Origin of the sequence: Streptomyces sp. CA-146814, assembly GCF_050942385.1 — a bacterium.
Lineage (GTDB): Bacteria > Actinomycetota > Actinomycetes > Streptomycetales > Streptomycetaceae > Streptomyces.
Window position 1 is genome coordinate 6,220,607 of the sequence record NZ_CP192068.1, and the last position, 26,501, is coordinate 6,247,107.

Below are 26,501 nucleotides of genomic sequence, written 5' to 3' on the forward strand. Positions count from 1 at the left end.
GCGTGAGATCCCGGCCGTGCGGAGAGCGGCACGGACCGGCAGGGGAAGGCGATTCAGCAGGACGGGCGACACACGCAGCCCGCGTAACGGAGCAGGTCCATATGGACCCTCCGCCACAGGCGCACATCGGTGTCGGTCATGATCTGGAGTACACCACGCGCGCCCATGACGGTCAATTGATCCTGGCGGTCCGATCGGCGTGAACCCGCTCGCGAGGCCCCGGAGCGCGCGCCGCCTGCGGCTCCTCCTCGCCGTCCTCGCCGTCCTCGCCGTCCTCAGGGGAACCGGAACGGCCCGACGCCCCCGGCGACCCGCCCAGCGCCGCCCGCGCCGCCGCGAACAGCTCCGCAGGCCGTACGCCGGCGAAGGCGGCCACCAGGTGCCCGTCGGGCCGCACCAGCAGGACGGTGTGCGCCGACGCGCCCGGATAGCTCTCCGTGACCAGCAGCTCCGCCGCGGACGGCAGCGCCTCCACGGCCTCCACCAGGCGCGGCATGATCCCGGCGGTCAGCCAGTGCCGCCGGTCCCAGACTCCGGTGCCGGGCGCCACCAGGATCACCAGCGGGTGGCCCTGCCCGAGCCGTTCGCGCAGCCGTACGGCGGTCCCGTCCGGTGCCGTCACCCGTACATCGGCGACCGGCGCACCGGGGGGCGTACCCACCGCGGTGTGCGCCTCGGCGTGCGGCGGTGCAAGGGGGGAGTGCGAGTACGAAGGGGGCGCACCGAGGGCTCCACGGCCCAGGTGGCCGTCGGCGAGCAGCGTGTCGTGGCCCCGGACCGCGCCCGGGACCAGCGTCCGCAGCCCGCCGCCGCCCCGCAGTATCGGCAGGGACTGGTCGGCGGCGCGCAGCCGGGCGGCCACGGCGGCCCGGCGTTCGGCCTGATAGCTGTCGAGCAGCGGGTCGGCGCCGCCGTGGTGCCAGGCGTGGGCGAGCTTCCAGGCCAGGTTCTCGGCGTCGCGGATCCCCTCGTCCAGCCCCTGCGTCCCGAGCGCGCCCAGCAGGTGCGCCGCGTCGCCCGCCAGGAAGGCCCGCCGCACCCGCCAGCGCCGGGCGAGGCGGTGGTGGAGCGTGTGGACGCCGGTGTCGAGCAGCTCGTACGGCGGGGTCTCGCCGCACCAGCCGGCCAGGGTGTCCCGGATCCGGGCGATCAGGGCGTCCGGGGTCACCAGTTCGCCGCGCGGCGGCAGCAGCCAGTCCAGCCGCCAGACCCCGCCCGGCAGCGGCCGCGCGCAGACCTCGGCGCCTCCGTTGCGCCACGGCGGCTGCCGGTGCAGCACGGCCTCACCGGGCCAGGGCAGTTCGGCCCGGAGCGCGGCGACGGCGTGCCGCTCCACCGCCGTACGACCGGGGAACCTGATGTCCAGGAGCTTGCGTACGGTGGACCGGGCGCCGTCGCAGCCGACCAGATAGCTGCCGCGCCACCAGGTCGAACCGGGCCCCTTGGTGTGCACGGTGACGCCGTCGCGGTCCTGCTCCAGGGTGTCGAGGCGGCTGAGCTCCACCAGGTTCACCAGCGGCGCCGCCTCGACGGCCGTGCGCAGGGCGGAGGCCAGCGCGTGCTGCGGGATGTGCAGAGGGGAGGGCGGCGGAGACTCCTCCGTACCACCGTCGTCGGTGCCCAGCGGTACGTCCCGGATCAGCTGCTTCCGGCGCATCGAGCGCCACCCGCTCCACCGCAGTCCGTCCTTCTCCAGGTCGGCGGCGCCGACCCGCTCCACCAGGTCGGCGGTGTCCTCACGCAGCACGACCGTGCGGGCGAGACGTACTTCCTCCGCACCCGATCCCTCGTCCAGGAGCACGCATGGGACACCTTGGGCGGCGAGGGCCAGCGACAGCGTCAGACCGACGGGTCCGGCGCCGACGACGATCACCGGGTCCACGGTGCGTGCCCTCCGACCCGTACGGTCGTGCGAAATGCGGCAGAGGTAGCCGGGTGCGTGATCACAGAACGTATGCAACCCATTGGGGGTGCTTGCGTCAAGTGACCGAGGCAGCGACGCGTGCGCCGCTGCCTCGAATGCTTCCGCCGGGAGAGACCGGTGAGGGTCAGTCCTTCGACACTCCGGCCCCACCGGCACCGTCGATACCGGTGCCCGCGCCCCCTGCGCCCCCCGCATCCGGGCCGAACGTGCCGGCCGTCGCGTCGATGGTTCCGGGGGCCTGGACGGCCGGCGCCACCGCGATGCCGGTCTTGGCGCGGCGGCCGCGCTTCTCGATCCAGGTCGCCAGCGACGAGAGCAGCAGACAGAGCACGATGTAGATCGTGCCGATGACGGCGATCGTCGAGACGTACGGGTACTGGCCGTTCACCTGCGTGTTGGAGGCGATCAGACGCGCGGTCTGGAGCAGCTCCGGGTACAGGATGATGAAGCCGAGCGAGGTGTCCTTGAGGGTCACCACGAGCTGGCTGATGATCGTCGGCAGCATCGACCGGACGGCCTGCGGCATCAGCACGGTGACCATGACCTGCGTCTTGCGCATGCCGAGCGCGTACGCGGCCTCGCTCTGGCCCCGCGGGACGGCGTTGACGCCGGCGCGCAGCACCTCGGCCTGGACGCAGCCGTTGTAGACGGACAGGCCCGCCGCCAGCGCCCACATCGAGTGGTCGGTGAGGAAGCCGACCCAGATGGCGTAGATCGTGATCAGCAGCGGGAGTGAGCGGAACAGCTCGATGAAGGTGGTCGCCGCCCAGCGGACCGGCTTGTGGTCGGAGAGGCGGCCCACCGCGAGCAGTACGCCGAGGACGAGCGAGCCGACCGCCGCCAGGCCGAAAGCCTTGAGGGTGGCGACGAGGGCGTCGGCGATGTTCTGCCGGATGCCCGCGTAGTTGAAGATGTCCCACATCGCCGGAGCCAGGTGGCCCTTGTCGGCGAGGCGCATCAGGCTGACGGCGATCAGGGCCGCGATGGCGAGGGTGCCGACGACGGCGTAGATCCGGTTGCGGACGAGAGCCTTGGGGCCCGGGGCGTCGTAGAGAACGCTGGCGCTCATCGGGCGACCTCCATGCGACGCTCCAGCAGCCGGAAGAGGCCGCTGATGGTAAACGTGACCACCAGGTAGCCGAGGGCCACCCAGATGAAGACGGGGACGATGTCGTAACCCTTGTCGCTCATCAGCTTCTGCCAGCCGAAGAGCTCGGCGACGCTGAAGGCACCGGCGATCGCGGAGTTCTTGGTGAGTGCGATGAAGATGCTGCTCAGCGGCGGGATGACGGTACGCGTCGCCTGCGGGAGCACCACGATGCTCAGGGTCTGGGAGAACGTCATGCCGATCGAGCGCGCGGCCTCGGCCTGGCCCAGCGGCACGGTGTTGATACCGGAGCGGACCGCCTCGCAGACGAACGAGGAGGTGTAGAAGCCGAGCGCCAGCGAGCCGAGCACGAAGGGGCTCATCCCTGGGAAGAGGATCTCCGGGACGACGAAGAAGAAGATCAGGAAGAGCAGCGTCAGCGGCGTGTTGCGCATCAGCGTCACCCAGGCGGTGCCGAAGAACCGCAGCGGTGGCACCGGCGAGACCCGGAACCCGGCGATGACGACACCGAGGACCAGGGCGATAACCGAGCTGACGGCGGTGATCGACACGGTTCCTATGAAGCCGTCGCGGAACTCTGGGAAATTGTCGAGCAGTACGTTCATGAGGTCTCCGCGTCGGCGGGCAGCGGCATCAGGGCAGGGGAAGGGGCGCCCCGTACGCCGCCGTGCCCCACGGGAGCGGCGGCGGCGTACGGGACGCCTGGGTCACACGTTCATGAGTGACGGGGCGTCGGCCGGGGAACGGCGTCAGTAGCGCTCGAGGGCCGGCGGCTCGACGTAGTCCGAGCCGGACAGGCCCAGCGTGGCCTCGTAGATCTTCTTGTACGTGCCGTCCTTGACGCGGTTCTCCAGCGAGTCGCTGATCGCGTCGCGCAGGACCTTGTCGTCCTTGTTCAGGCCGACGCCGTAGGGCTCGTCGGTGAACGGCTTGCCGACGACCTTGAGCTTGCCGGAGTTGGCGGCGGCGTAACCCTTGAGGATCGAGTCGTCCGTGGTGACGGCGTCGACCTGCTTGGTCAGCAGCTGCTGCACGCAGTCGGAGTACTTGGCCAGCTCGACGACGCTCGCGCCGTACTCCGGCTTCTTGATCTCCTGGAGCGGCGTGGAACCGACGATCGAGCAGACCTTCTTGCCCTTCACCGACTCCTTGCCGGTGATGGAGTCGTCGTCCTTGCGGACCAGGAGGTCGGCGCCGGCCTTGTAGTACGGACCGGCGAAGCCGACCTGCTTCTTGCGCTCGTCGTTGATCGTGTACGTGCCGACGTAGTAGTCGACCTGGCTCTTGGAGATGGCCGTCTCACGGACGCCGGAGTCGACCGTCTTCCACTCGATCTGCTCCTCCGAGAAGCCGAGGTCCGCCGCGATCATCCGGGCGAGCTCGATGTCGAAGCCGGAGCGCTCCTTGGTCGACTGGTCCTCGAAGCCGAGGAAGGGCTGGTCGGCCTTGGCGCCGATGATCAGCTTGCCGCGCTGCTTGGCCTTCTTGAAGACCGGCGAGTTCAGCGCGACGTCCTTGGCGACCTCGTACGTGGGCAGCTTGGGAGCCTCGGAGGAACCGGGCTGGGTGCCGCCCGGTTTGTCACCGGCGGAGCCCTCCTTGCCACCACACGCGGTCGCGGTCAGGGCGAGGACGGCGATGGCCGCGACGGCGGCCGACTTGCGGAGCTTCATGTGAGTTTTCCTTATGCCGTAGGTCGTTGTCGTCGGTCGACGGTCGTCAGTGGTGAAGGATCTTCGACAGGAAGTCCTTGGCCCGGTCGCTGCGCGGGTTGCTGAAGAACTGCTCGGGGGTCGCCTCTTCGACGATCTTTCCGTCGGCCATGAACACCACGCGGTTGGCGGCCGAACGGGCAAAGCCCATCTCGTGGGTGACGACGATCATCGTCATCCCGTCCCGGGCCAGCTGCTGCATGACTTCGAGGACCTCGTTGATCATCTCCGGGTCGAGAGCCGACGTGGGCTCGTCGAAGAGCATGACCTTCGGGTCCATCGCCAACGCCCGCGCGATCGCGACGCGTTGCTGCTGGCCACCGGAGAGCTGTGCCGGGTACTTGTCCGCCTGCACACCGACGCCGACCCGGTCGAGCAGGGTCCGGGCCTTCTCCTCGGCGGCCTTCTTGTCGGCCTTGCGGACCTTGATCTGGCCCAGCATGACGTTCTCCAGCACCGTCTTGTGCGCGAAGAGATTGAACGACTGGAAGACCATGCCCACGTCGGCGCGCAGCCGCGCCAGCTCCTTGCCCTCCTGGGGCAGGGGCTTGCCGTCGATCGAGATCGCACCCGAATCGATCGTCTCCAAGCGGTTGATCGTGCGGCACAGCGTGGACTTCCCGGACCCGGAGGGCCCGATGACGACCACGACCTCGCCACGGGCGATGGTCAGGTCGATGTCCTGGAGCACATGCAGCGCGCCGAAGTGCTTGTTGACGTCGCTCAGTACGACAAGGTCGTCGCCCGCGGGCGCGGCTTCCTCGGCGGCCTTGGTCACTGAAACTCCGCTCATCGGCTTCTTGCTCCGTCCTCCTCGGGTTCCAAGGACACTAATGACGCGGTGCGACCAGCGTCATTACATCTGAGCGGAAATTGAGCATAACGATCCGGCGGCAACCGGACACTCCGCGTGAAGGGGACGCTACGCGCGGCTCCCGGGCGTACCGGGTGCATAACGGAAACCCTGCTGTAACCGGCAACCCCTTGACTGGCATACCCGTCATCGGAGTGGATGCCCTGTGCGGCAAATGAACGTGAAGCACCGCTGAACGGAATGTTTCGGCCAGAGCCGAAGACTCAGCGAGACGGAAGACCCGGCGAGACAAGAAGAGCCGGCGAGACAAGAAGACCCGGCGAGACGGAGAGGAGGGCCATGAGACTGCTGCTCGTCGAGGACGACGATCATGTCGCGGCGGCCCTGTCCGCCGTGCTCGCCCGGCACGGGTTCCAGGTCGTGCACGCCCGCAACGGCGAGGAGGCCCTGCGCGCGCTGCTGCCCGCGGAGAAGGAGCCCTTCGGCGTCATCCTGCTCGACCTCGGCCTGCCCGACCAGGACGGCTACGAGGTCTGCGGCAAGATCCGCAAGCGCACCGCCACCCCGGTGATCATGGTGACCGCCCGTGCCGACGTGCGCTCGCGCATCCACGGACTCAACCTCGGCGCCGACGACTACGTCACCAAGCCGTACGACACCGGTGAGCTGCTCGCCCGTATCCACGCGGTCGCCCGGCGCACCACCAGCGGCGAGGACACCGCACCGACGCCCGTCGCCGCTCTGCGCCTCGGCCCCGTCGCGATCGAGCTGCCCACCCGCCGCGTCAGCATCGACGGCACCGAAGTCCAGCTCACCCGCAAGGAGTTCGACCTGCTGGCCCTCCTCGCGCAGCGGCCCGGCGTCGTCTTCCGCCGTGAGCAGATCATCAGCGAGGTCTGGCGCACCAGCTGGGAGGGGACCGGGCGCACCCTGGAGGTGCACGTGGCCTCGCTCCGCTCCAAGCTGCGCCTGCCCGCCCTCATCGAGACCGTGCGGGGCGTCGGCTACCGGCTCGTCGCGCCGTCCGCGTAACCGGCCGGTACGTCCCCGGTGCGCACCCGTCTCCTTCCGCTGCTCATCACCCTCATGGCGGCCGTCCTGCTCACCCTCGGCTTCCCGCTCGCGGTGAGCGTGGCCGCCGCCGAGCAGCAGCGCCTGGTCATCGACCGGATCGACGACACCGCCCGGTTCGCCGCCCTCGCCCAGCCGATCACCGACACCGTCCCGGCCTACGACGAGCGCCGGCTGACGCTCGCCACCGACCTGGAGGTCTACGCCTCGGTGTACGGGATCCGGGCCGGCGTCTTCTACCGCAACGACCTGGCCCTCGCGAAGGCCCCCGAGGGCTGGATGCTGCCCGCAGAAGGAGAGGGGCGCACCGCCTTCAACGAGGCGCTGCTCGGCCGCCGTTCGCACGACCCTCCGCAGGTCTGGCCCTGGCAGGACGGCCGGGTCGTCGTCGCCTCGCCCGTCGTGCGCGACGGCGACGTGGTCGCCGTGGTCGTCATCGACTCGCCCACCGACGAGATGCGCTCCCGGATCCTGCGGACCTGGCTGCTCATCGCCCTCGGCGAGGCCCTGGCCATGCTGGTCGCGGTCGGCGCCGCCGTTCGGCTCACCGGCTGGGTGCTGCTGCCGGTCCGGGTCCTGGACGCGGCCACCCACGACATCGCCGTCGGCCGCATGCGCTCCCGGGTCGCCGCCTCGGGCGGACCGCCGGAGCTGAGGCGGCTGGCCCGGTCCTTCAACGAGATGGCCGACAACGTGGAGGACGTACTGGAGCAGCAGCGCGCCTTCGTCGCCGACGCCTCGCACCAGCTGCGCAACCCGCTCGCCGCGTTGCTCCTGCGTATCGAGCTCCTCGCCCTGGAACTGCCCGACGGCAACGAGGAGATCGCCGCCGTACGTACCGAGGGCAAGCGGCTGGCCCGGGTCCTGGACGATCTGCTCGACCTGGCGCTGGCCGAACACGCCGAGGCGGACCTCCAGCTGACCGACATCGTCCCGCTCACCGCCGAGCGCGTCGCCTCCTGGCGCCCGATGGCGGACGAGAAGGGCGTGCGCCTCGTCCAGGACGGCGCCCCGGCCGCCACCGCCTGGGCCGACCCGGTGGCGCTCTCCAGCGCGCTGGACGCGGTCATCGACAACGCGCTGAAGTTCACGCCGGCCGGAGAGGACGTACGGGTCACGGTCACCCCGGGAACCACCGCGACCACCGTCGTGGTCGCCGACCGGGGCCCCGGCCTCACCGAGCAGGAGCTGGAGCGCGTCGGCGACCGCTTCTGGCGCTCCCCCCGCCACCAGAACGTGAACGGGTCGGGGCTCGGCCTCTCCATCTCCCGCGTACTGCTCGCGGCGGGCGGCGGCTCGATCACGTACGAGAGCCATGAGCCGCACGGACTGCGGGTCACCGTCTCCGTGCCGCGCGAACTGCCACATGCGCCCTGAGGCCCACGCCTACCGGCGGAGGCGGCTCAGGGCTTGACCGATCGGTAGTAGCGCTTGGCGCCGTCGTGGACCTCCAGCGGGTCCGTGTAGATCGCCGTCCGCAGATCCACCAGCTGGGCCGCGTGCACCTCGCGGCCGATCCCGTCCCGGCTGTTGATCACGGTACGGGTGAAGGCCTCGGTCATGGCCGGATCCGTGCGGTCCGTGGTGATGAGCAGATTGGCGACGGCGACCGTGGCGACCGACGTGCCGCGCTGCGCGAAGCGGTAGGCGTCGGCCGGGATCGTGGCCGAGCGGTAGTAGCGGGCGGAGCCGCCGTTCGACTGCAACTCCTTGACCAGGGCCTCGTCCAGCGGCACCAGCTTGATCGCGAACCGCTGCGAGAGCTCCTGCACGGCCCCCGTCGGGAGCCCGCCGGACCAGAAGAAGGCGTCGAGGTCACCGGCGACCAGCCGGTCCGGCATGGTGTTGATGCCCGCCGACACCGCCGTCACGTCCCGCTTCGGATGGACGCCCGCCGCGCTCAGCAGCCGGTCCGCGACCAGCCGCACACCGGAGCCCTCCTGGCCGACGCCGACCCGCTTGCCGCGCAGATCCGCGACGCTGCCGATGTCGGAGTCGCGCGGGACGATCAGCTGGACGTAGTCGTCGTAGAGCCGCACACAGCCGCGCAGCAGATGGGCGCCGGGCCTTCCGTCGCGTACATAGGTGGCCACGGCGTCGGCGGTGGCGATGGTGAAGTCCGCCTCTCCTGTGGCCACCCGTGCGAGATTCTGCTGGGAGCCCTCACTGGTGAGGAGCTTTATCGACACCTCGGGCATGTCCTTGGCAAGGGCGCCTTCCAGCCGTTCTCCGTACCGCTGGTAGACACCGCTCGGCACCCCCGTGGAGAAGGTCAGCGACCCACTGGGGGTCCGTTCGCCCAGCGGCAGCAGCCACCACGCGAGCAGCCCGAGCACGACCGCGAGCACGGCGCCCGTCTGCAGGGTGCGGCGTCGGCCGAATCGGGACAGAGCGTGGAGCATGCGGGCGATCCTGCCAGCTCACCGCCCCTGTGACCAGGCCCGGCCGGGCAGGGACGAAGGCGCGCCCGGCCACCGCCTACCCTGGTCACATGAGCAGCGGCAACCGGAGCGAAGAAGCAGTGGACGTCCAGAAGAGCTACGAGGTGCGCACCTACGGGTGCCAGATGAACGTCCACGACTCCGAACGGCTGTCGGGCCTCCTGGAGGACGCCGGTTACGTACGCGCTCCGGAAGGCGCCGACGGCGACGCGGACGTCGTCGTCTTCAACACCTGCGCGGTGCGCGAGAACGCCGACAACAAGCTCTACGGCAACCTCGGCCGGCTCGCCCCGATGAAGACCAAGCGCCCCGGGATGCAGATCGCCGTCGGCGGCTGCCTCGCCCAGAAGGACCGCGACACCATCGTCAAGCGCGCCCCCTGGGTGGACGTCGTCTTCGGTACGCACAACATCGGCAAGCTGCCCGTACTGCTGGAGCGCGCCCGCATCCAGGAGGAGGCGCAGATCGAGATCGCCGAATCCCTGGAGGCCTTCCCCTCCACGCTCCCCACCCGCCGCGAGTCCGCCTACGCCGCATGGGTCTCCATCTCCGTCGGCTGCAACAACACCTGCACCTTCTGCATCGTCCCGGCCCTGCGCGGCAAGGAGAAGGACCGCCGCACCGGCGACATCCTGGCCGAGATCGAGGCCCTGGTCGCCGAGGGCGTGTCCGAGATCACCCTGCTCGGCCAGAACGTCAACGCGTACGGCTCCGACATCGGCGACCGCGAGGCCTTCTCCAAGCTGCTGCGCGCCTGCGGGACGATCGAGGGCCTGGAGCGCGTCCGCTTCACCTCGCCGCACCCGCGCGACTTCACCGACGACGTCATCGCCGCCATGGCCGAGACGCCCAACGTGATGCCGCAGCTCCACATGCCGATGCAGTCCGGTTCCGACCGCGTACTGAAGGCGATGCGTCGCTCCTACCGTCAGGAGCGCTTCCTCGGCATCATCGAGAAGGTGCGCGCCGCGATGCCGGACGCCGCCATCTCCACCGACATCATCGTGGGCTTCCCCGGCGAGACCGAGGAGGACTTCGAGCAGACGATGCACGCGGTCCGCGAGGCCCGTTTCGCCAACGCGTTCACCTTCCAGTACTCCAAGCGCCCCGGGACCCCGGCAGCCGACATGGACGGCCAGATCCCCAAGGAGGTCGTGCAGGAGCGGTACATGCGCCTGTCCGCCCTCCAGGAGCAGATCTCCTGGGACGAGAACAAGAAACAGGTCGGCCGCACCCTGGAGGTCATGGTCGCCGAGGGCGAGGGCCGCAAGGACGGCGCCACCCACCGCCTCTCCGGCCGCGCCCCCGACAACCGCCTCGTCCACTTCACCAAGCCCGACCAGGACGTGCGCCCCGGCGACGTGGTGACCGTCGAGATCACCTACGCCGCCCCGCACCACCTGCTCGCCGAGGGCACCCCGCTCGCCGTACGGGCCACCCGCGCGGGCGACGCCTGGGAGAAGCGCACCACGGCGGCCGCCGCCAAGCCGGCCGGAGTGATGCTCGGCCTGCCGTCCATCGGCGCTCCGGACCCGCTCCCGGCCGCCGCGGCCCCGGCCTGCGGGATCGGCTGACGGCTCCGGTTCCGGGGGACCGGTCCGTACGAGGGGTCGGCGTCCCGGCCCGTACGAGAGGGTCGGCGCCCAGGTCCGTACGAGGCTTTCCGCGGCCCGGCAAGTACCCTGACCGGCATGCTTGTCGCCGCCGCCGTGTGCCCCTGTCCGCCGCTCCTGGTGCCCGAGGTCGCCGCCGGGGCCGCGCCCGAACTCGACACCGCGCGGGCCGCGTGCCTCGACGCGGTGGGAGTGCTCGCCGCCTCCCGTCCCGACCTGCTCGTGGTCGTCGGGCCGGGGAACGGCCGGGCGTACCCGGCGGGCGGACACGGCTCCTTCCGCGGCTTCGGCGTCGCCCTGGACGTCACCCTCGGCGCGCCGGACCCGGCCGCACAGGAACCGGCGCTCGCGGACTCGCTCGCCGTCGGCGCCTGGCTCCTGGACCGGGCCCGCTGGACCGGCGCACCGGTCGAAGGGCTCGCGGTCGACGGGCGCAGCCCCGCCGCCGCGTGCGCCCGGACCGGACAGGAGCTGGCCGCCCGCGCCGAACGCGTCGCGCTCCTGGTGATGGGCGACGGCAGCGCCTGCCGCACGCTCAAGGCGCCCGGCTACCTGGACGAGCGGGCCGAGGCCTTCGACGCCCGGGCGACCGAGGCGCTGGGCTCCGCGGACCTCGCCGCACTCGACGCGCTGGACGAGACACTCGCGTACGAACTCAAGGCGGCCGGCCGGGCGCCCTGGCAGCTGCTCAGCGGTGCCGCACGGGGAGCGGGCCTCGCGGGCCGGCTGCTGTACGAGGACGCGCCCTACGGGGTCGGCTACACCGTCGCCGCCTGGTCCTGACCCGAACGACCCGAACGCAGCGACGGCGGCACCGGAGCTCTCCGGTGCCGCCGTCGGTGGCCTTGCAGCCGCCTGCTCAGTGGGCGGGCGGCGGAGGAGGCGGGGTCGTGCCAGGAGTGCCGGGGGCGCCGGGCGTACCGGGAGCACCGGGGGTGCCAGGCGTACCGGGCGTGCCGTGCCCGCCGGGGGTGCCGCCGTCCTTCTGGCCCAGCTTGTCCACGGCCTCCTTGGCCTTGCGCGTACCCGTGTCGATCTTGTCGCTGTACTTGCCCTTGGTCTTCTGGTCGACCGTGCGCGCGGCCTTGTCGAGGCCCTGCTCGATCTTGCCCCCGTGCTGCTGCGCGAGGTCGCCGACCTTCTCCTTGGCCGGGCCCAGCTTGGCCTTCAGGTTGTCCAGGAACCCCATTGGGTCACCTTCCGTGCAGTGAGGACGGTCTGCGGGAGCGTTCTCCCTCTCCCATTGTCCGTCACCTGTCCCTTCCTGCCGATTTTACTCGCCCTTTAGCGTTTCCCTGATGCCCTTCCACGCTTTCGGCGGTGTGGCGGGAGACCCCCGGGGATTTGGGAGACTGTCCCGGTGAACCGTCCCGCTTCAGCCCCCCGTGTCATCACCGTCGTCGGCCCCACCGCGGCCGGAAAATCCGATCTGGGGGTCTTCCTCGCCCGGGAACTCGGCGGCGAGGTGGTCAACGCCGACTCCATGCAGCTCTACCGGGGCATGGACATCGGTACGGCGAAGATGACACCCGCCGAGCGCGCGGGCGTCCCGCACCACCTGCTGGACATCTGGGACGTCACCGAGGCCGCCAGCGTCGCCGAGTACCAGCGCCTGGCCCGGCTGGAGATCGACCGGCTGCTCGCCGAAGGCCGTACACCGATCCTCGTGGGCGGCTCCGGGCTGTACGTGAAGGGCGCCATCGACGCCCTGGAGTTCCCCGGTACGGACCCCGAGGTGCGCGGCCGGCTCGAAGCGGAGCTGGCCGAGCGCGGCTCCGGCTTCCTGCACCAGCGGCTCGCCGCCGCCGACCCCGACGCCGCCCGGTCCATCCTCGCGAGCAACGGCCGCCGTGTCGTCCGCGCCCTCGAAGTCATCGAGATCACCGGCAAGCCCTTCACCGCCAACCTCCCGGGCGACGAACCGGTCTACGACGCCGTGCAGCTCGGCGTCGACGTCGAGCGCCCCGAACTCGACGAACGCATCACCGTGCGCGTCGACCGGATGTGGGAGGCGGGCCTCGTGGACGAGGTGCGTGCCCTGGAGGCGTCCGGACTGCGCGACGGGCTCACCGCCTCCCGAGCCCTCGGCTACCAGCAGATCCTCGCGGCGCTCGCCGGGGAGTGCACCGAGGACGAGGCGCGGGCCGAGACCGTGCGCGCCACCAAGCGCTTCGCGCGCCGGCAGGACTCCTGGTTCCGCCGCGACCCGCGCGTCCACTGGCTCGGCGGCGGACAGGCTGACCGGGAAGAACTCCCGCACCGGGCGCTGACGTTGATCGAACGAGCGGTCACAGCCTGATCACGTGATGGCATCGGGACGCTCAGGCCGTCAATTCGGCACCCGTGATCGTGCCATCATCGAGCATCGATCCACCAGTGGAGTCCGAGTAGGGAGGGCGCGTGGCGATGGAGGCCGGCCCTCGCGACACGGAGCAGCACGACGTACCGCCGCCGCGGGAGATCGCGGGGCGGCTGAGTCCCGACGGGCCCGACGAGCAGGACGTGGCCCCGGAGGTCGAGGTCGAGCTGCGGCCCGCCCGCAGACTGCGGATCTGGCAGCTCGCACCCATCATCACGCTGGCCGCCGTCGGCTCCCTGATGTTCGCCTTCCCGCTCGCCTTCGAGTTCGGTGACGGCGGTGCCGTGGTCGCCATGCTGGGGCTCCTGATCAGCTGCTGTGCGGCCGGCTGGGGCATGATGGCGGCCCGCCGCGTCGGCCACACCTGGCCCGGCCTGCCCGCCAGGGGCTCCGGCGACCGCATCGACTGGCGTGTGATCGCGCTGTACGTCGCCACGGGTGCCGGACTGGTCGCCCTCGCCGTCTGGCGCGTGGCCCGCCTGCGCTGACGTCCTCGGCAGCGGCCCGGGGCCTCCTCGGAGGAGGCCCGGCGGGTCCGGTCTCGCCGACTGTCAGCGGTGGCTCGTACAGTTGCCCTGTGAGCACTTCGCAGATCACCTTCCTCAAGGGTCACGGCACCGAGAACGACTTCGTGATCGTCCCCGACCCGGACAACGCCCTCGCGCTGCCCGCCTCCGTCGTCGCCCGGATCTGCGACCGCCGGGCCGGTATCGGGGCCGACGGTGTGCTCCACGTGGTCCGCTCCGCCGCCCATCCCGAGGCCCGGGACATGGCCGCCGAGGCCGAGTGGTTCATGGACTACCGCAACGGGGACGGCTCGACCGCCGAGATGTGCGGCAACGGGGTGCGCGTCTTCGCGCACTACCTCCAGCGCGCCGGCCTCGTCGAGCAGGGCGGCATCGCCGTCGCCACCCGGGGCGGCGTCAAGCAGGTGCACCTCGCCAAGGACGGCGACATCACCGTCTCCATGGGCCGTGCCCTCCTCCCCGAGGAGAGCGCCACGGTCGCCGTCGGGGAGCGCAGCTGGCCCTCCCGCAACGTCAACATGGGCAACCCGCACGCCGTCGCCTTCGTCGAGGACCTGGCCCACGCCGGCGACCTGCTCTCCGCTCCTCCGGTGAGCCCCGCCGCGGTCTACCCGGACGGCGTCAACGTCGAGTTCGTCGTCGACCGGGGCCCGCGCCACGTTGCCATGCGCGTCCACGAGCGCGGTTCCGGCGAGACCCGCTCCTGCGGCACCGGCGCCTGCGCGGTTGCCGTCGCCGCCGCCCGCCGGGACGGCACGGACCCCGCGGTGACCGGCCTCCCCGCGACGTACCGGGTAGACCTCCCCGGCGGCACGCTGACCATCACCGAGCACCCGGACGGTTCGGTCGACATGACCGGCCCGGCCGTGATCGTCGCCGAGGGCACCATCGACCCGGCCTGGCTGGAAACGGCCACCGGCTGACCGGCAAGCGCCGCTCGGCGCCCCCGGCTCGAAACGGTGATCGGTCCGGGCTTCGCTCGAATGGGTGATCCGTTTCACGCTGGGCGAGAGCCGGACTGCGCCACGTGGTGGGGTCGATAGCATCAAGCACCGGCCCGGAGAAGCGTCCGCCTCTCCCCACCGCCGGTCGACGCCGCCGGAGGTGCTTCATGAGTGCAGAGGCCGCCGATCCCGCCGCTGTGCCCCGCAGGCGGAGCCGGCCCCGGATCGATCTGCGCAGACTGGGCCGCGTGGCGCTGCTCGGCCCCGTCCCGCGCGACCGGCTGTCGGACGCCATCGGCCATGTCGCCGACGCGCACCGGGCCCACCACCCCGACGCCGACCTGACCATCCTCCACCGCGCCTACGTCCTCGCGGAGTCCTCGCACCGCGGCCAGATGCGCAAGAGCGGCGAGCCGTACATCACGCACCCGCTCGCCGTCACCCTCATCCTCGCCGAACTCGGCGCCGAGACCACCACGTTGACGGCCTCACTCCTCCACGACACCGTCGAGGACACCGAGGTGACGCTCGATCAGGTGCGGGACCAGTTCGGCGAGGAGGTCCGCTATCTCGTCGACGGCGTCACCAAACTCGAAAAGGTCGACTACGGCGCCGCCGCCGAGCCCGAGACCTTCCGCAAGATGCTCGTCGCCACCGGCAACGACGTCCGGGTCATGTCCATCAAACTCGCCGACCGGCTGCACAACATGCGCACCCTCACCGTGATGCGCCCCGAGAAGCAGGCCCGGATCGCCAAGGTCACCCGCGACGTCCTCATCCCGCTCGCCGAACGGCTCGGCGTCCAGGCGCTCAAGACCGAGCTGGAGGACCTGGTCTTCGCCATCCTCGATCCCGAGGAGTACGAGGACACCCGTACCCTCATCGCCGCCGCCACGGGCGAGGCGGACCCGCTCTCCACCATCGCCGACAACGTCCGTACGACCCTGAGGGAAGCGGGCATCAGCGCCGAAGTCCTCATCCGGCCGCGCCACTTCGTCTCCGTCCACCGGGTCCGCCGCAAACGCGGCGAGCTGCGGCCCACCGACTTCGGCCGGCTGCTCGTCCTGGTCGGCGAGGACGCCGACTGCTACGCCGTCCTCGGTGAGCTGCACACCTGCTTCACGCCGGTGATCTCCGAGTTCAAGGACTTCATCGCCGCGCCCAAGTTCAACCTCTACCAGTCGCTGCACACCGCCGTCGTCGGCCCCGAGGGCGCGGTCGCCGAAGTCCTCATCCGCACGCACCGGATGCACAAGGTCGCCGAGGCGGGCGTCGTCGCCCTGGGCAACCCGTACGCCCACGACGGCACCCTCGCCCAGCAGGCCGAACCGTCCGACGAGCGTGCCGACCCGACCCGGCCCGGCTGGCTCTCCCGGCTGCTGGCCTGGCAGGAGTCCGCCACCGACCCGGACACCTTCTGGACCACGCTCCGCGCCGACCTCGCGCAGGACCGCGAGATCACCGTCTTCCGCACCGACGGCAGGACCCTCGGCCTGCCCGCCGGCGCCAGCTGTGTCGACGCCGCCTACGCGCAGCACGGGGAGCGGGCGCACACCTGCATCGGAGCGCGGGTCAACGGCCGCCTGGCCACCCTCTCCACCGTCCTCAGCGACGGCGACACCGTCCAGCTGCTGCTCGCCCAGGACACCGCCTCCGGCCCGTCCCCCGAGTGGCTCGACCACGCCCGTACGCCCGCCGCCCGGATCGCGATCACCGCCTGGCTCTCCGCCCACCCGGACGCGACCCACCCGGAAGCGGCCCTTCCGGAAGCCGCAGACCCTGATGCCTTCCCTTCCGAAGGCTTTGAGGCCGACGAGGACGGCACCGACGGTCGTACGGAACCGGCAGCCGACGGCCCGTACGCCACCGCACAGGTCCGCACCCGCTCCGGCGGACGTGCCTCAGGCGTGGTCGTCGACGGCCCGGAGAGCCCCACCCGGCTGGCCGGCTGCTGTACGCCGGTGCCGCCGGACGACGTGGTCGGCATCGTGGTCCGGGGAGGTGCCGTCACCGTGCACCGCCAGGAGTGTCCCGCCGTCGCCCGGATGCGGGAGATCGGCCGCGCGCCGGTCGCGGCCCGCTGGCGCGACGAGGACGGCGGGCATGACACCGCCGCCTGCCGGGTCACGCTCGTCGCCGAGTCCTTCGGCCGGCCCCGGCTGCTCGCCGACCTCACCGAGGCCATCGCCACGGCCGACGCGGCGATCGTCTCCGCCACCGTCGAGCCGCCGAGCGAACAACGCGTACGGCACACCTACACCCTCCAGCTCCCCGACGCCGCCGGACTGCCCGCCCTGATGCGGGCGATGCGCGAGGTCGCCGGGGTCTACGACGTCAGCCGCGCCCAGCACCCGGCCGCCACCGGCTGAGCCCCGCCCCGTTCGGGTGGTGCGGCGCGCGGCACCACCGGGGAGGCCTCCGGCGCTGATAGCGGTAGTCCATGCCGCACCTCTCCCGCCGCCTGCGGGCCGCCCTCCTGGCCACCGCGTCGCTCACCCTCGTCGCCGCCGCCCTGCCCGCCCCCGAGCCGCTCGGCATCGGTGACCGGCTCTTCCCCGAGCTGGGCAACCCCGGCTACGACGTCCTCGCGTACGACATCGCCTTCACCTACCACGGCAGCAACACCCAACCCCTGGACGCCGTCACCAAGATCACGGCCCGCACCACCGCACCGCTGGACCGCGTCAACCTCGACTTCGCCCGGGGCACCGTGCGGGGCGTCGAGATCAACGGGCAGGCCGCCGACTTCGGCAGCAAGAACGAGGACCTGGTCCTCCAGGCGCCCCGCCGCCTCCCCGAAGGCGTACCGCTGAACATCACCGTCCGGCACACCAGCGATCCGGCCGGGACCTCGGGCAACGGCGGCTGGATCCGGACCGCCGACGGCCTCGCCATGGCCAACCAGGCCGACGCCGCCCACCGGGTCTTCCCGAGCAACGACCACCCCTCCGACAAAGCCCACTTCACCTTCCGCATCACCGCCCCCAAGGACCTCACGGCCGTAGCCAACGGGCTGCCCGCCGGCCACACGCGTAACGGCGCCACCACCACCTGGACCTACCGCACCCAGCACCCCATGGCCACCGAGCTCGCCCAGGTCTCCATCGGCCGCTCCCACGTCCACCACCACACCGGACCGCACGGACTGCCGCTGCGCGACGTCGTCCCGGCCGCCGACCGCGAGAAGATGGAGCCCTGGCTGAAGAAGACGCCCGACCAGCTGGACTGGATGGAGCGGCACGTCGGCCGCTATCCCTTCGAGTCGTACGGAGTCCTCGTCGCCGACAGCCGTATCGGCTTCGCGCTGGAGACCCAGACCCTCTCGCTGTTCGGGAAGTCCTTCTTCACCGAGCCCGCCTACCCCGAGTGGTACGTCGACTCGGTGATGGTCCACGAGCTGGCCCACCAGTGGTTCGGCAACAGCGTCTCGCCCGCCACCTGGTCCGACCTCTGGCTCAACGAGGGACACGCCACCTGGTACGAGGCGCTGCACGCCGAGGAGAACGGGGGCGTGACGCTGGAGCGGCGGATGCGCGAGGCGTACAAGCTCTCCGACGGCTGGCGGGCTAACGGTGGCCCGCCGGCGCACCCGGACGGCCCGGCCGAGGGCGAGAAGCTGAGCCTCTTCCGGCCGGTCGTCTACGACGGAAGCGCCCTGGTCCTCTACGCGCTGCGCCAGGAGATCGGCGCGCCCGCCTTCGACCGGCTGCAGCGCGCCTGGGTCCGGATCCACCGGGACGGTACGGCGACCACCGCGGACTTCATCCGGCTGGCCTCCGGCATCGCGGCACGGGACCTGACCGCCTTCTTCGAGAGCTGGCTGTACGGGAAGAAGACGCCGCCGATGCCCGGTCACCCCGACTGGCGAGCGGCTGAGCCCGGTGCCACCCCTTGAGGACGGGGGGAAACCCCAGTGACGGGCCCGGTGGGGCCGTGCCACTATCGACACGTCGGCACGGCGGACGGCCCGGGACCCGATCGGAACCCTCGGCGGGAATGATCGGGAATCATCCGGACAGATCACACGTTGTGACTGACGTAAAGACTTCTCTCGACGTAAGGATCCAATGACCTCCTCTTCTTCCCTTCCCCAGGACGCGCACGACGCGCAGAGCGCCACGGAGAACACCCCCGAGAGCCTCACCGAGAGCCTTCGGGCCGACGCCCTGATGGAAGAGGACGTCGCCTGGAGCCAGGAGATCGACGGAGCGCGCGACGGCGACCAGCTGGACCGCTCCGAGCGTGCCGCGCTGCGGCGCGTGGCCGGCCTCTCCACGGAGCTCGAGGACGTCACCGAGGTCGAGTACCGGCAGCTGCGCCTGGAGCGCGTCGTGCTGGTCGGTGTCTGGACCTCGGGGACGGTGCGCGACGCGGAGATCTCCCTCGCGGAGCTCGCCGCCCTCGCCGAGACGGCGGGCGCCCAAGTGCTCGACGCGGTGTACCAGCGGCGCGACAAGCCCGACCCGGCGACCTACATCGGGTCCGGCAAGGCGCTCCAGCTGCGGGACATCGTCCTCGAATCCGGGGCCGACACCGTCGTCTGCGACGGTGAGCTCAGCCCGGGCCAGCTGATCCACCTGGAAGACGTCGTCAAGGTGAAGGTGGTCGACCGGACCGCGCTCATCCTCGACATCTTCGCCCAGCACGCCAAGTCCCGAGAGGGCAAGGCGCAGGTCTCGCTGGCACAGATGCAGTACATGCTGCCGCGGCTGCGCGGCTGGGGTCAGTCGCTCTCCCGTCAGATGGGCGGCGCCGGTTCCGGCGGCGGTGGCGGTATGGCCACGCGTGGTCCCGGTGAGACCAAGATCGAGACGGACCGGCGGCGGATCCGCGAGAAGATGGCGAAGATGCGCCGGGAGATCGCGGAGATGAAGACCGGCCGCGAGATCAAGCGGCAGGAGCGCAAGCGCAACAAGGTGCCCTCCGTCGCCATCGCCGGATACACCAACGCCGGAAAGTCCTCGCTGCTCAACCGCCTCACCGGAGCCGGTGTCCTGGTGGAGAACGCCCTGTTCGCCACCCTGGACCCGACCGTGCGCCGGGCCGAGACACCGAGCGGCCGGATCTACACCCTCGCCGACACCGTCGGGTTCGTACGGCACCTGCCGCACCACCTCGTAGAGGCGTTCCGCTCCACCATGGAGGAGGTCGGCGAGTCCGATCTCATCCTGCACGTGGTGGACGGCTCGCACCCGGTGCCGGAGGAGCAGCTCGCCGCGGTCCGCGAGGTGATCCGGGACGTCGGCGCGGTGAACGTGCGCGAGATCGTCGTGGTCAACAAGGCGGACGCGGCGGACCCGCTGGTCCTCCAGCGGCTGCTGCGCAACGAGAAGTACGCGATCGCGGTCTCGGCCCGGACCGGCGAGGGCATCGACGAGCTGCTCGCGCTCATCGACGCCGAACTGCCGCGCCCGTCCGTCGAGATCGAGGTGCTCGTGCCGTACATCCAGGGGGCGCTGGTCTCCCGGGTGCACGCCGAAGGTGAGGTCCTCTCCGAGGAGCACACCGCCGAGGGCACGCTGCTCAAGGCCCAGGTCCACGAGGAGCTGGCGGCGGAGCTCGGGACGTTCGTCCCCGCCGCGCACTGATCACCGCACGGCGCAGGCCGTGAACGAAGACGCCCGACCGGGTCCGCCCGGCCGGGCGTCAGCCGTTCCCGGGGGCCCCGCGTCCGGCGGCGGCGGAGTCCTCGTACCCCGGAGGCACGAAGCACGCCGTCACCGTCTTGCCGTCCCGCCGCGGATGGTGCTGCCAGCTGTCGGCCAGCGCGTCGACGATGGCCATGCCGCGGCCGCCGAGCGCGTCCGGCTCCGCGTCACGCGGTGCGGGCGGCTGCGGGCTGGAGTCGTGGACGCTGACGTGCAGGCACGCGCTGTCCCAGGTCAGAATGAGCTGGGCGTCGCTGCGGGCGTGCTTGTGCGCGTTGGTGATGAGCTCGGAGACGGCGATCAGCACCGAATCCACGGTGTCGGGCGAGTCCTTGGCCCACTCCAGGCTCTGCAGGTGCTCGCGCGCCCAGTGGCGCCCCGCTCGCACTCCCTGGGAGACGGGGAAGGACTGCGCCCAGCCCACCGCCCTCATCGTGGAATCGGTCATCGCCATGCCTCTCGATCGTGGCCGTACGGGGGTCCGGCGCTCGGTTGTCCTCCGTGTACCCGCCGGAGCGCGGAACACCGTCCCGCCCGAGCCGCGAAGCCCTCGGGACCCGGCGGTGATTGGAGTGCATGGCATCGGGCACACGACGGCAGCACGCACCTAGCAAGGAGGAAATTATGATGATCGCCGGAATAGTCGCCGTCTGTGTCGTCCTGGCCGTGCTGGCCTTCCTGGTCCCCAAGTTCTCCCGTCACCCGGAGCGCGGCACCCAGCGCACGCTGGGCCTGGGCTCCCGCGCGGGCAGCAAGGCGCCGGGTCCGCTGGGCCGGCTCTTCAGCAAGCCGTTCCGCAGCAGCTCCAAGGCGGTCGGCCGCAGCGGCTCGGCCGGTCGGCGTGCCCGTGGCCACATGCCGTTCTGACGGCGTGCGCCCGCACGCGTCCACGCCGGTAGCCGTGCCCGTCGGGCACCATGGCCGGATGGACGCCGATCAGCCGGAGCGGACCCCCGACGGCCGGTACATCGTGGTGAAGGGCCGTCGATGGCGGGCCACCGACCCGGAGATCCCCGAGGACGTCTCCGCCGTGCTGCGCCGCCACCTGATGGCGGCCCGGCGCGCGGTGGCCGCCTCCCACCGGAACGCGGACCCCGCGGCCGAGAAGCTGGCCCGGAGCCGGGTGCACACGGCCAAGGTGGCCCTCGGCGAACGCGGCACCCCGTGGTGGGAGCAGTCCCTCGCCGAGCGGCGCCGCCGCTGGGAGGCCGGGGCCGCGGAACTCGACTCGCCGGGAAGCCCGGACAGCGAACCGCCCGGGTGACCGGCGAACAGAGCCGGCCACCCGGGCGGAATGGGTCCGACTGACCCGCGCACGAAGGGCGCTTCTCACTGACCGGCGTACGACGGACGCTTCCTACCGACCCGCGTACAGCGGTCGCCTCTTACCGACCCGCGTACAGCGGTCGCCTCTTACCGACCCGCGTACAGCGGTCGCTTCCTACCGGCCCGCGTACGACCGTCACACGGCCTACTGGCCCGCGTACTTCTCGCTGACCGCGCGGTAGACGCCCTCGGCCTCCTTGCCGAGGCGGGGGCCGGCCAGCCAACCCGCCGAGACCGGGCCGATCGAGGTGTTGGAGACCAGCGCGGGCTGCCCGTCCTGGCCCTGCGCGACCCAGCCGCCGCCGGAGGAACCGCCGGTCATCGTGCAGCCGATGCGGTACATCGTCGGCTCGTCCTGGCGGACCGAGAGGCGGCCCGGCTCGTCCTCGCACCGAAGCAGCTTCTGGCCGTCGAACGGCGGCGCGGCCGGGTAGCCGGTGGCCGTCATCGACGGGATCTGCGGAACGGCGGGAGCGTTGAAGTCGACCGGCAGCGCCGAACCGACCGTCTCCTCCAGCGACTTGCCCGTCGAGCCCTTCTCCGGCGTCACATGCAGCACCGCGAAGTCGTACGGAGCGCCCTGCCCGCCGGTCGCCGCACCTTCGGCGATCCACTGCTCCGAGGTCTGGGCCCACCGGCCCCACCACACACCGTACGGAGCGATCTTCTCCTTGGGCGCGGTCTCCAGCTCCGCCAGCGACAGGCCGTCGTTGTTGTACGACGGGACGAAGGCGATGTTGCGGTACCAGCCGCCCGCCTTGCCGGCGTGCACACAGTGCCCGGCGGTCCACACCATGTTGGACTTGCCGGGGTTGGCCGGGTCCTTCACCACGGTCGCCGAGCAGACCATCGAGCCCTTGGGACCGTCGAAGAGCAGCTTGCCGGACGCCGGCTCGCTGTCGTGGTACGGCGTCGCGACACCGGCCGCCTGCACAGGGGCGGGTGTCGGGTCCGTCACGCCGTCGTCGCCGGAGATGTCGTTGTCGACCGGGTTCTCCGGGGGCTTGTCGGCCTCCCGCATCCGGTCCGGGTCCCAGAGGCCGTCGATGATCGGGTTGACGAAGTCCTTGGCCTCACGCAGCCACTTGTCCTTGTCCCAGTTCTTCCACTCGCCGTCCCGCCACTTGTCCGGGTCGATCCCGTGCTCCTTGAGCCGGTTCTTCAGGTCGTCCGGGATGACGACCTTGCCGTCGGAGGTCGGGTCGGCCGAGGCGCTGGGCGTCGTACCGCCCGCGTTGTCCTCCTCCGGACCGCAGGCGGTGGCGGTGAGCGCCAGGACGGCGACGGCCGCCGTCGCGGCGAGCACACCACGCGGCATGCGCCGTACGCGGCTGCCGCGGCGTGCGGTGTCGGTCGGGCGAACGGTTCGCATCTGGTGATCCCCCTGGGACTTCGTCACTCGGTACTCCGTGCTGCGTTTCGGACACTTCGGGGCCGTGTTCCGGCCTTCGGCGCGGCCCCCACTATGCCGGTGCCGATGGGGACGGTACGCGGCAGGTCCACGGTTCCGTCCCCGCAAGGATGTTCCGATTTACCCGTGATCCCTTGCGGCCGGCGTCGTTGGTACGTACGGGGGACACCAGGACAGCGTTCACCCCCGCACTCCGTCCGCGCGAAAACGTATCGACGTGCAACGCAACTGTTACCGCAGGAGGATCAAGAGCCGTGTCCGTGACCGAACCCGCTCCGGTGGCACCGCCTCCAGCGGCCCCCGCGCACGAGGGCATCCTCCGCCGCCAGTCGCTGCGCGAATCGGCCGCCCGCACCTACGCGCGGTCCCTGCCGATCGTTCCGGTCCGGGCGCGCGGGCTCACCATCGAGGGCGCGGACGGACGGCGCTATCTGGACTGTCTGTCGGGCGCGGGCACCCTGGCGCTCGGCCACAACCACCCGGTCGTGCTCGAAGCCATCCGGAAGGTCATCGACTCCGGAGCCCCGCTCCACGTGCTCGACCTCGCCACCCCGGTCAAGGACGCCTTCACCACCGAGCTGTTCGCCACCCTGCCGCGGGAGTTCGCCGAGAACGCCCGCATCCAGTTCTGCGGCCCCGCCGGTACGGACGCGGTCGAGGCCGCGTTCAAGCTGGTCCGCGCCGCGACCGGCCGTGACACCCTGCTGACCTTCACCGGCGCCTACCACGGCATGACGGCCGGAGCGCTGGAAGCCTCCGGCGGCGCCCGGGACGTCCGGGTGACCCGGCTGCCCTTCCCGCAGGACTACCGCTGTCCGTTCGGCATCGGCGGCGAGCGCGGTGCCGCCATCGCCGCGCGGTGGACGGAGCACCTGCTCGACGACGAGAAGGGCGGGGTCCCGGCCCCGGCCGGGATGATCGTGGAGCCGGTCCAGGGCGAGGGCGGCGTCAACCCCGCGCCGGACGCCTGGCTGCGCAGGATGCGCGAGATCACCCGCGCCCGCGGTATCCCGCTCATCGCCGACGAGGTGCAGACCGGCGTCGGCAGGACCGGCGCCTTCTGGGCCGTCGAGCACAGCGGCGTCGTCCCGGACGTCATGGTCCTCTCCAAGGCGATCGGCGGCTCCCTCCCGCTCGCGGTCATCGTCTACCGCTCTGAGCTGGACCTCTGGCAGCCGGGCGCGCACGCGGGTACGTTTCGTGGCAACCAGCTCGCCATGGCGGCGGGCGCGGCCACCCTCGCGTACGTCCGGGAGAACGGGCTGGCGGAGCGGGCGGCGGCCTTGGGCGCCCGCATGCTCGACAGCCTGGGGAAACTGCGGGCGGAGCATACGGGGATCGGCGACGTACGGGGGCGCGGACTGATGATCGGCCTGGAGCTGGTGGACCCCGAGGCCGCGCCGCTGCCGGCCGAGGCCGACGACCACACCCCGGCCCCGCCGCCGGACCCGGCCCTCGCCCGCGCCGTCCAGCAGGAGTGCCTGGACCGCGGCCTCATCGTCGAACTGGGCGGCCGGCACAGCGCCGTGGTCCGCCTGCTGCCTCCGCTCACCCTCACCGACGAACAGGCGAGTGCCGTCGTCGACCGGCTGGCCGACGCGCTGGCGGCCGCGGAGCGTTCACCGCACCGCCGGGCCGCCACCGTGTCGACCAGCTGATCCCCGGAACCACACAAGGAAGACCGCCGTGAACCCCACCTCAGCGTCCGAGGCCGACGGCCCCGGAACCCCCCAGCACCGAGGGCAGGACGGACCGGCCGCCCCCGGCACGGCCGAGGCGACGACGACCGTGCCTCGTCAGAAAGCCCCGTACGAAGGCGGCTCGGACGCCTCGTACGGCGAAGTCCCCGGCGAGCAGGACCCCTTGGACCACCCCGACCCGCTGCGCGCCGCCGACGCCGCCGGCACCGAGAGCCTCCTGCGGTGCTGGACCCGGGAGAACGACCTGCCCCGGCCCGAAGGCGACACCCTGCGCGTCGACTTCCCCGCCACCGGCACCGCCCTGCTCGTCCCCGTGCACTACTGGTCCGCCACCGGAGCCCACCGCTTCGGCGCCCCGGTCCTGGAAGGCGCCCCCGAGAAGGCCCCGCCCGCCGACGCCGTCACCGTCGCCGTCCTCATCGGCCGGGAAGCCGACCGCAACGGCTCCGCCGAACTGGTCGCCCGCGTCGCCGACTCCGTACACCACACCGCCGGCTTCGTCGAACAGCGCCGCCGCCACCCCGCCGAACCGGCCGACACCGACCTCTTCCTCACCGCCGAGCAGTCCCTCCTCCTCGGCCATCCGCTCCACCCCACCCCCAAGAGCCGCGAAGGGCTCTCCGAGGCGGAGTCCCGGCGCTACTCGCCCGAGCTGCACGGCTCCTTCCCGCTCCACTGGTTCGCCGTGGACCGCTCCCTCACCGCCACCGACTCCGCCTGGACCGACGGCGGCCCGGCCTCCGCCGAGGAGCTGCTCGCCCCGCACCGCGACGGGCTGCGCCTGCCGCCCGGCACCGCCGCCCTGCCCCTGCACCCCTGGCAGGCCGCCGACCTGCTGAGCCGTCCGCAGGTCGCCGCCCTCCAGGAGACCGGCCTGCTGCACGACCTCGGCCCGCACGGCGAGCACTGGCACCCCACCTCCTCCATCCGCACCGTCCACCGGCCCGGCGCCCGCGTGATGCTCAAGCTCTCCCTCGGCGTCCGCATCACCAACTCCCGCCGCGAGAACCTCCGCAAGGAGCTGCACCGGGGCGTCGAGGTCCACCGCCTCCTGACCACCGGCCTCGCCGAGAGCTGGCAGCGCGAGCACCCCGGCTTCGACATCGTCCGCGACCCCGCCTGGCTCGCCGTCGACGACCCCGAGGGCACCCCCGTGACCGGGCTCGACGTGATGCTCCGGCAGAACCCCTTCGGACCGGGCGACGACGCCGTCTGCATCGCCGGGCTCACCGCACAGCGGCCCCGGCCCGGGCAGCCCCTGATGCGCTCCCGGCTGGCCGAGGCCGTCGCCGCCCTGGCCGCCCGGACCGGCCGCCCGGTCGGGGACGTCTCCGCCGAGTGGTTCCGGCGCTATCTGGACCGCGTCGTACGCCCCGTCCTCTGGCTCGACGCGCACGCCGGCGTCGCCCTGGAGGCCCACCAGCAGAACACCCTCGTCCTGCTCGACCCGGACGGCTGGCCGGTCGGCGGACGCTACCGCGACAACCAGGGCTACTACTTCCGCGACTCCCGCCGCGACGAGCTGGAGCGGCGGCTCCCGGGCATCGGCACGGTCAGCGACACCTTCGTCTCCGACCCGGTCACCGACGAGCGGTTCGCCTACTACCTGGGCATCAACAACGTCCTCGGCCTCGTCGGCGCGTTCGGCGCCCAGCGCCTCGCCGACGAACAGGCCCTCCTCACCGTCCTGCGCCAATTCCTCACCGAGAACGCGGAACTGGGCTCGCCCCTGCCCGCGTATCTTCTCCAGAACCGCCAACTGCGGTGCAAGGCCAATCTGCTGACCCGGCTGCACGGCCTGGACGAGCTGGTCGGCCCGGTCGACACCCAGTCCGTCTACGTCTCCATCGCCAACCCGCTGCACGCCTGAGGGGCCCGGCCCCGCTCCAGAGAGGAGAGTGTC

At 71.7% G+C, this 26,501-nt stretch carries 24 protein-coding genes; 14 read left to right on the forward strand and 10 right to left on the reverse strand.

Features of this window, described 5'->3' with window-relative positions; all coding sequences use genetic code 11:
- Positions 1–53 precede the first annotated feature (53 nt).
- The 6 genes from ACQP09_RS27905 to ACQP09_RS27930 all read right to left on the reverse strand — a co-directional run bounded on the left by ACQP09_RS27905 (position 54) and on the right by ACQP09_RS27930 (position 5,537).
- Complete coding sequence (locus tag ACQP09_RS27905) at positions 54–167, reverse strand: putative leader peptide (RefSeq protein WP_432151666.1); 114 nt, start codon at positions 165–167, stop codon at positions 54–56.
- A gap of 5 nt (positions 168–172) precedes the next feature.
- A complete protein-coding gene (locus ACQP09_RS27910; protein ID WP_433404435.1) occupies positions 173–1,882 on the reverse strand; it encodes an FAD-dependent monooxygenase in 1,710 nt (569 codons plus the stop codon).
- 166 nt (positions 1,883–2,048) lie between these two features.
- Entirely contained in the window at positions 2,049–2,993 is a 945-nt protein-coding gene (locus ACQP09_RS27915) for an amino acid ABC transporter permease (RefSeq protein ID WP_433404437.1), read from the reverse strand.
- Positions 2,990–3,637 carry an amino acid ABC transporter permease gene (locus tag ACQP09_RS27920; protein ID WP_317817031.1) on the reverse strand — a complete coding sequence of 216 codons (648 nt, stop codon included), beginning with the start codon at positions 3,635–3,637 and terminating at the stop codon, positions 2,990–2,992. The genes ACQP09_RS27915 and ACQP09_RS27920 overlap by 4 nt, the downstream gene beginning before the upstream one ends.
- Positions 3,638–3,781: 144 nt before the next feature.
- Positions 3,782–4,705 (reverse strand): glutamate ABC transporter substrate-binding protein, encoded by a 924-nt coding sequence (locus ACQP09_RS27925; RefSeq protein WP_433404442.1) that lies wholly within the window; start codon positions 4,703–4,705, stop codon positions 3,782–3,784.
- 46 nt (positions 4,706–4,751) lie between these two features.
- Positions 4,752–5,537 (reverse strand): amino acid ABC transporter ATP-binding protein, encoded by a 786-nt coding sequence (locus ACQP09_RS27930; RefSeq protein ID WP_404069524.1) that lies wholly within the window; start codon positions 5,535–5,537, stop codon positions 4,752–4,754.
- A 360-nt stretch (positions 5,538–5,897) separates the two neighbouring features.
- Here ACQP09_RS27930 and ACQP09_RS27935 point away from each other — a divergent pair, with 360 nt between their 5' ends.
- Positions 5,898–6,590, forward strand: a complete 693-nt coding sequence (locus ACQP09_RS27935; protein ID WP_381136672.1) for a response regulator transcription factor — start codon at positions 5,898–5,900, stop codon at positions 6,588–6,590.
- Positions 6,591–6,608: 18 nt separating this feature from the next.
- Positions 6,609–8,006 (forward strand): ATP-binding protein, encoded by a 1,398-nt coding sequence (locus ACQP09_RS27940; RefSeq protein WP_433404447.1) that lies wholly within the window; start codon positions 6,609–6,611, stop codon positions 8,004–8,006.
- 26 nt (positions 8,007–8,032) lie between these two features.
- Here the strand turns inward: ACQP09_RS27940 and ACQP09_RS27945 are convergent, their stop codons facing one another.
- Positions 8,033–9,031, reverse strand: coding sequence for a TAXI family TRAP transporter solute-binding subunit (locus ACQP09_RS27945; protein ID WP_433404449.1), 999 nt, complete (start codon positions 9,029–9,031; stop codon positions 8,033–8,035).
- A gap of 89 nt (positions 9,032–9,120) precedes the next feature.
- Between ACQP09_RS27945 and miaB the strand changes: the two genes are divergently transcribed.
- On the forward strand, positions 9,121–10,644 hold the full coding sequence (miaB, locus tag ACQP09_RS27950; RefSeq protein WP_432151673.1) for a tRNA (N6-isopentenyl adenosine(37)-C2)-methylthiotransferase MiaB: 1,524 nt from the start codon (positions 9,121–9,123) through the stop codon (positions 10,642–10,644).
- Positions 10,645–10,761: 117 nt separating this feature from the next.
- Positions 10,762–11,466: a class III extradiol dioxygenase subunit B-like domain-containing protein gene (locus tag ACQP09_RS27955; protein WP_433404452.1), complete on the forward strand. Its 705-nt coding sequence runs from the start codon at positions 10,762–10,764 to the stop codon at positions 11,464–11,466.
- A gap of 76 nt (positions 11,467–11,542) precedes the next feature.
- Here ACQP09_RS27955 and ACQP09_RS27960 read toward each other — a convergent pair whose 3' ends face one another.
- A complete protein-coding gene (locus ACQP09_RS27960) occupies positions 11,543–11,872 on the reverse strand; it encodes an antitoxin (RefSeq protein ID WP_433404455.1) in 330 nt (109 codons plus the stop codon).
- A 171-nt stretch (positions 11,873–12,043) separates the two neighbouring features.
- Here ACQP09_RS27960 and miaA point away from each other — a divergent pair, with 171 nt between their 5' ends.
- The 6 genes from miaA to hflX all read left to right on the forward strand — a co-directional run bounded on the left by miaA (position 12,044) and on the right by hflX (position 20,101).
- Positions 12,044–12,982 carry a tRNA (adenosine(37)-N6)-dimethylallyltransferase MiaA gene (gene miaA / locus ACQP09_RS27965; protein ID WP_433404457.1) on the forward strand — a complete coding sequence of 313 codons (939 nt, stop codon included), beginning with the start codon at positions 12,044–12,046 and terminating at the stop codon, positions 12,980–12,982.
- A 107-nt stretch (positions 12,983–13,089) separates the two neighbouring features.
- The gene (locus ACQP09_RS27970; protein WP_433406785.1) at positions 13,090–13,530 is read left to right on the forward strand and encodes a hypothetical protein; all 441 of its coding nucleotides are present in this window, start codon (positions 13,090–13,092) and stop codon (positions 13,528–13,530) included.
- An 89-nt stretch (positions 13,531–13,619) separates the two neighbouring features.
- Complete coding sequence (gene dapF, locus ACQP09_RS27975) at positions 13,620–14,492, forward strand: diaminopimelate epimerase (protein WP_433404459.1); 873 nt, start codon at positions 13,620–13,622, stop codon at positions 14,490–14,492.
- 188 nt (positions 14,493–14,680) lie between these two features.
- Positions 14,681–16,882 (forward strand): RelA/SpoT family protein, encoded by a 2,202-nt coding sequence (locus ACQP09_RS27980; RefSeq protein ID WP_433404461.1) that lies wholly within the window; start codon positions 14,681–14,683, stop codon positions 16,880–16,882.
- Between the two features lie 71 nt (positions 16,883–16,953).
- On the forward strand, positions 16,954–18,408 hold the full coding sequence (locus ACQP09_RS27985; RefSeq protein WP_433404464.1) for a M1 family metallopeptidase: 1,455 nt from the start codon (positions 16,954–16,956) through the stop codon (positions 18,406–18,408).
- A gap of 172 nt (positions 18,409–18,580) precedes the next feature.
- Positions 18,581–20,101 carry a GTPase HflX gene (hflX, locus tag ACQP09_RS27990; RefSeq protein WP_433404466.1) on the forward strand — a complete coding sequence of 507 codons (1,521 nt, stop codon included), beginning with the start codon at positions 18,581–18,583 and terminating at the stop codon, positions 20,099–20,101.
- 58 nt (positions 20,102–20,159) lie between these two features.
- Here the strand turns inward: hflX and ACQP09_RS27995 are convergent, their stop codons facing one another.
- Positions 20,160–20,609, reverse strand: coding sequence for an ATP-binding protein (locus ACQP09_RS27995; protein WP_433406786.1), 450 nt, complete (start codon positions 20,607–20,609; stop codon positions 20,160–20,162).
- A 176-nt stretch (positions 20,610–20,785) separates the two neighbouring features.
- Here ACQP09_RS27995 and ACQP09_RS28000 point away from each other — a divergent pair, with 176 nt between their 5' ends.
- Positions 20,786–21,028 (forward strand): DUF6411 family protein, encoded by a 243-nt coding sequence (locus tag ACQP09_RS28000; RefSeq protein ID WP_432151681.1) that lies wholly within the window; start codon positions 20,786–20,788, stop codon positions 21,026–21,028.
- Positions 21,029–21,086: 58 nt separating this feature from the next.
- On the forward strand, positions 21,087–21,425 hold the full coding sequence (locus ACQP09_RS28005) for a hypothetical protein (RefSeq protein WP_433404469.1): 339 nt from the start codon (positions 21,087–21,089) through the stop codon (positions 21,423–21,425).
- A 207-nt stretch (positions 21,426–21,632) separates the two neighbouring features.
- On the opposite strand, the gene ACQP09_RS28010 is transcribed toward ACQP09_RS28005, so the two are convergent.
- Entirely contained in the window at positions 21,633–22,805 is a 1,173-nt protein-coding gene (locus ACQP09_RS28010; RefSeq protein WP_433406787.1) for a trypsin-like serine peptidase, read from the reverse strand.
- A 347-nt stretch (positions 22,806–23,152) separates the two neighbouring features.
- Between ACQP09_RS28010 and ACQP09_RS28015 the strand changes: the two genes are divergently transcribed.
- Together ACQP09_RS28015 and ACQP09_RS28020 are read left to right on the forward strand one after the other, a co-directional pair.
- The gene (locus ACQP09_RS28015) at positions 23,153–24,556 is read left to right on the forward strand and encodes a diaminobutyrate--2-oxoglutarate transaminase family protein (RefSeq protein ID WP_433404471.1); all 1,404 of its coding nucleotides are present in this window, start codon (positions 23,153–23,155) and stop codon (positions 24,554–24,556) included.
- Positions 24,557–24,584: 28 nt separating this feature from the next.
- Positions 24,585–26,468 (forward strand): IucA/IucC family protein, encoded by a 1,884-nt coding sequence (locus ACQP09_RS28020; protein WP_433404474.1) that lies wholly within the window; start codon positions 24,585–24,587, stop codon positions 26,466–26,468.
- The last annotated feature ends 33 nt before the right edge of the window (positions 26,469–26,501 follow it).

Coding starts and splice junctions, on each gene's coding strand:
- ACQP09_RS27985 (WP_433404464.1), top strand. CDS start 16,954: ATGCCGCACCTCTCCCGCCGCCTGCGGGCCGCCCTCCTGGCCACCGCG.
- hflX (WP_433404466.1), top strand. CDS start 18,581: ATGACCTCCTCTTCTTCCCTTCCCCAGGACGCGCACGACGCGCAGAGC.
- ACQP09_RS27935 (WP_381136672.1), top strand. CDS start 5,898: ATGAGACTGCTGCTCGTCGAGGACGACGATCATGTCGCGGCGGCCCTG.
- ACQP09_RS27945 (WP_433404449.1), bottom strand. CDS start 9,031: ATGCTCCACGCTCTGTCCCGATTCGGCCGACGCCGCACCCTGCAGACG.
- ACQP09_RS27905 (WP_432151666.1), bottom strand. CDS start 167: ATGGGCGCGCGTGGTGTACTCCAGATCATGACCGACACCGATGTGCGC.
- ACQP09_RS27960 (WP_433404455.1), bottom strand. CDS start 11,872: ATGGGGTTCCTGGACAACCTGAAGGCCAAGCTGGGCCCGGCCAAGGAG.
- ACQP09_RS27930 (WP_404069524.1), bottom strand. CDS start 5,537: ATGAGCGGAGTTTCAGTGACCAAGGCCGCCGAGGAAGCCGCGCCCGCG.
- miaB (WP_432151673.1), top strand. CDS start 9,121: ATGAGCAGCGGCAACCGGAGCGAAGAAGCAGTGGACGTCCAGAAGAGC.
- ACQP09_RS27920 (WP_317817031.1), bottom strand. CDS start 3,637: ATGAACGTACTGCTCGACAATTTCCCAGAGTTCCGCGACGGCTTCATA.
- ACQP09_RS27995 (WP_433406786.1), bottom strand. CDS start 20,609: ATGACCGATTCCACGATGAGGGCGGTGGGCTGGGCGCAGTCCTTCCCC.
- ACQP09_RS27915 (WP_433404437.1), bottom strand. CDS start 2,993: ATGAGCGCCAGCGTTCTCTACGACGCCCCGGGCCCCAAGGCTCTCGTC.
- ACQP09_RS27970 (WP_433406785.1), top strand. CDS start 13,090: ATGGAGGCCGGCCCTCGCGACACGGAGCAGCACGACGTACCGCCGCCG.
- ACQP09_RS28000 (WP_432151681.1), top strand. CDS start 20,786: ATGATGATCGCCGGAATAGTCGCCGTCTGTGTCGTCCTGGCCGTGCTG.
- ACQP09_RS28005 (WP_433404469.1), top strand. CDS start 21,087: ATGGACGCCGATCAGCCGGAGCGGACCCCCGACGGCCGGTACATCGTG.
- ACQP09_RS28010 (WP_433406787.1), bottom strand. CDS start 22,805: ATGCCGCGTGGTGTGCTCGCCGCGACGGCGGCCGTCGCCGTCCTGGCG.
- ACQP09_RS27925 (WP_433404442.1), bottom strand. CDS start 4,705: ATGAAGCTCCGCAAGTCGGCCGCCGTCGCGGCCATCGCCGTCCTCGCC.
- ACQP09_RS27955 (WP_433404452.1), top strand. CDS start 10,762: ATGCTTGTCGCCGCCGCCGTGTGCCCCTGTCCGCCGCTCCTGGTGCCC.
- ACQP09_RS27980 (WP_433404461.1), top strand. CDS start 14,681: ATGAGTGCAGAGGCCGCCGATCCCGCCGCTGTGCCCCGCAGGCGGAGC.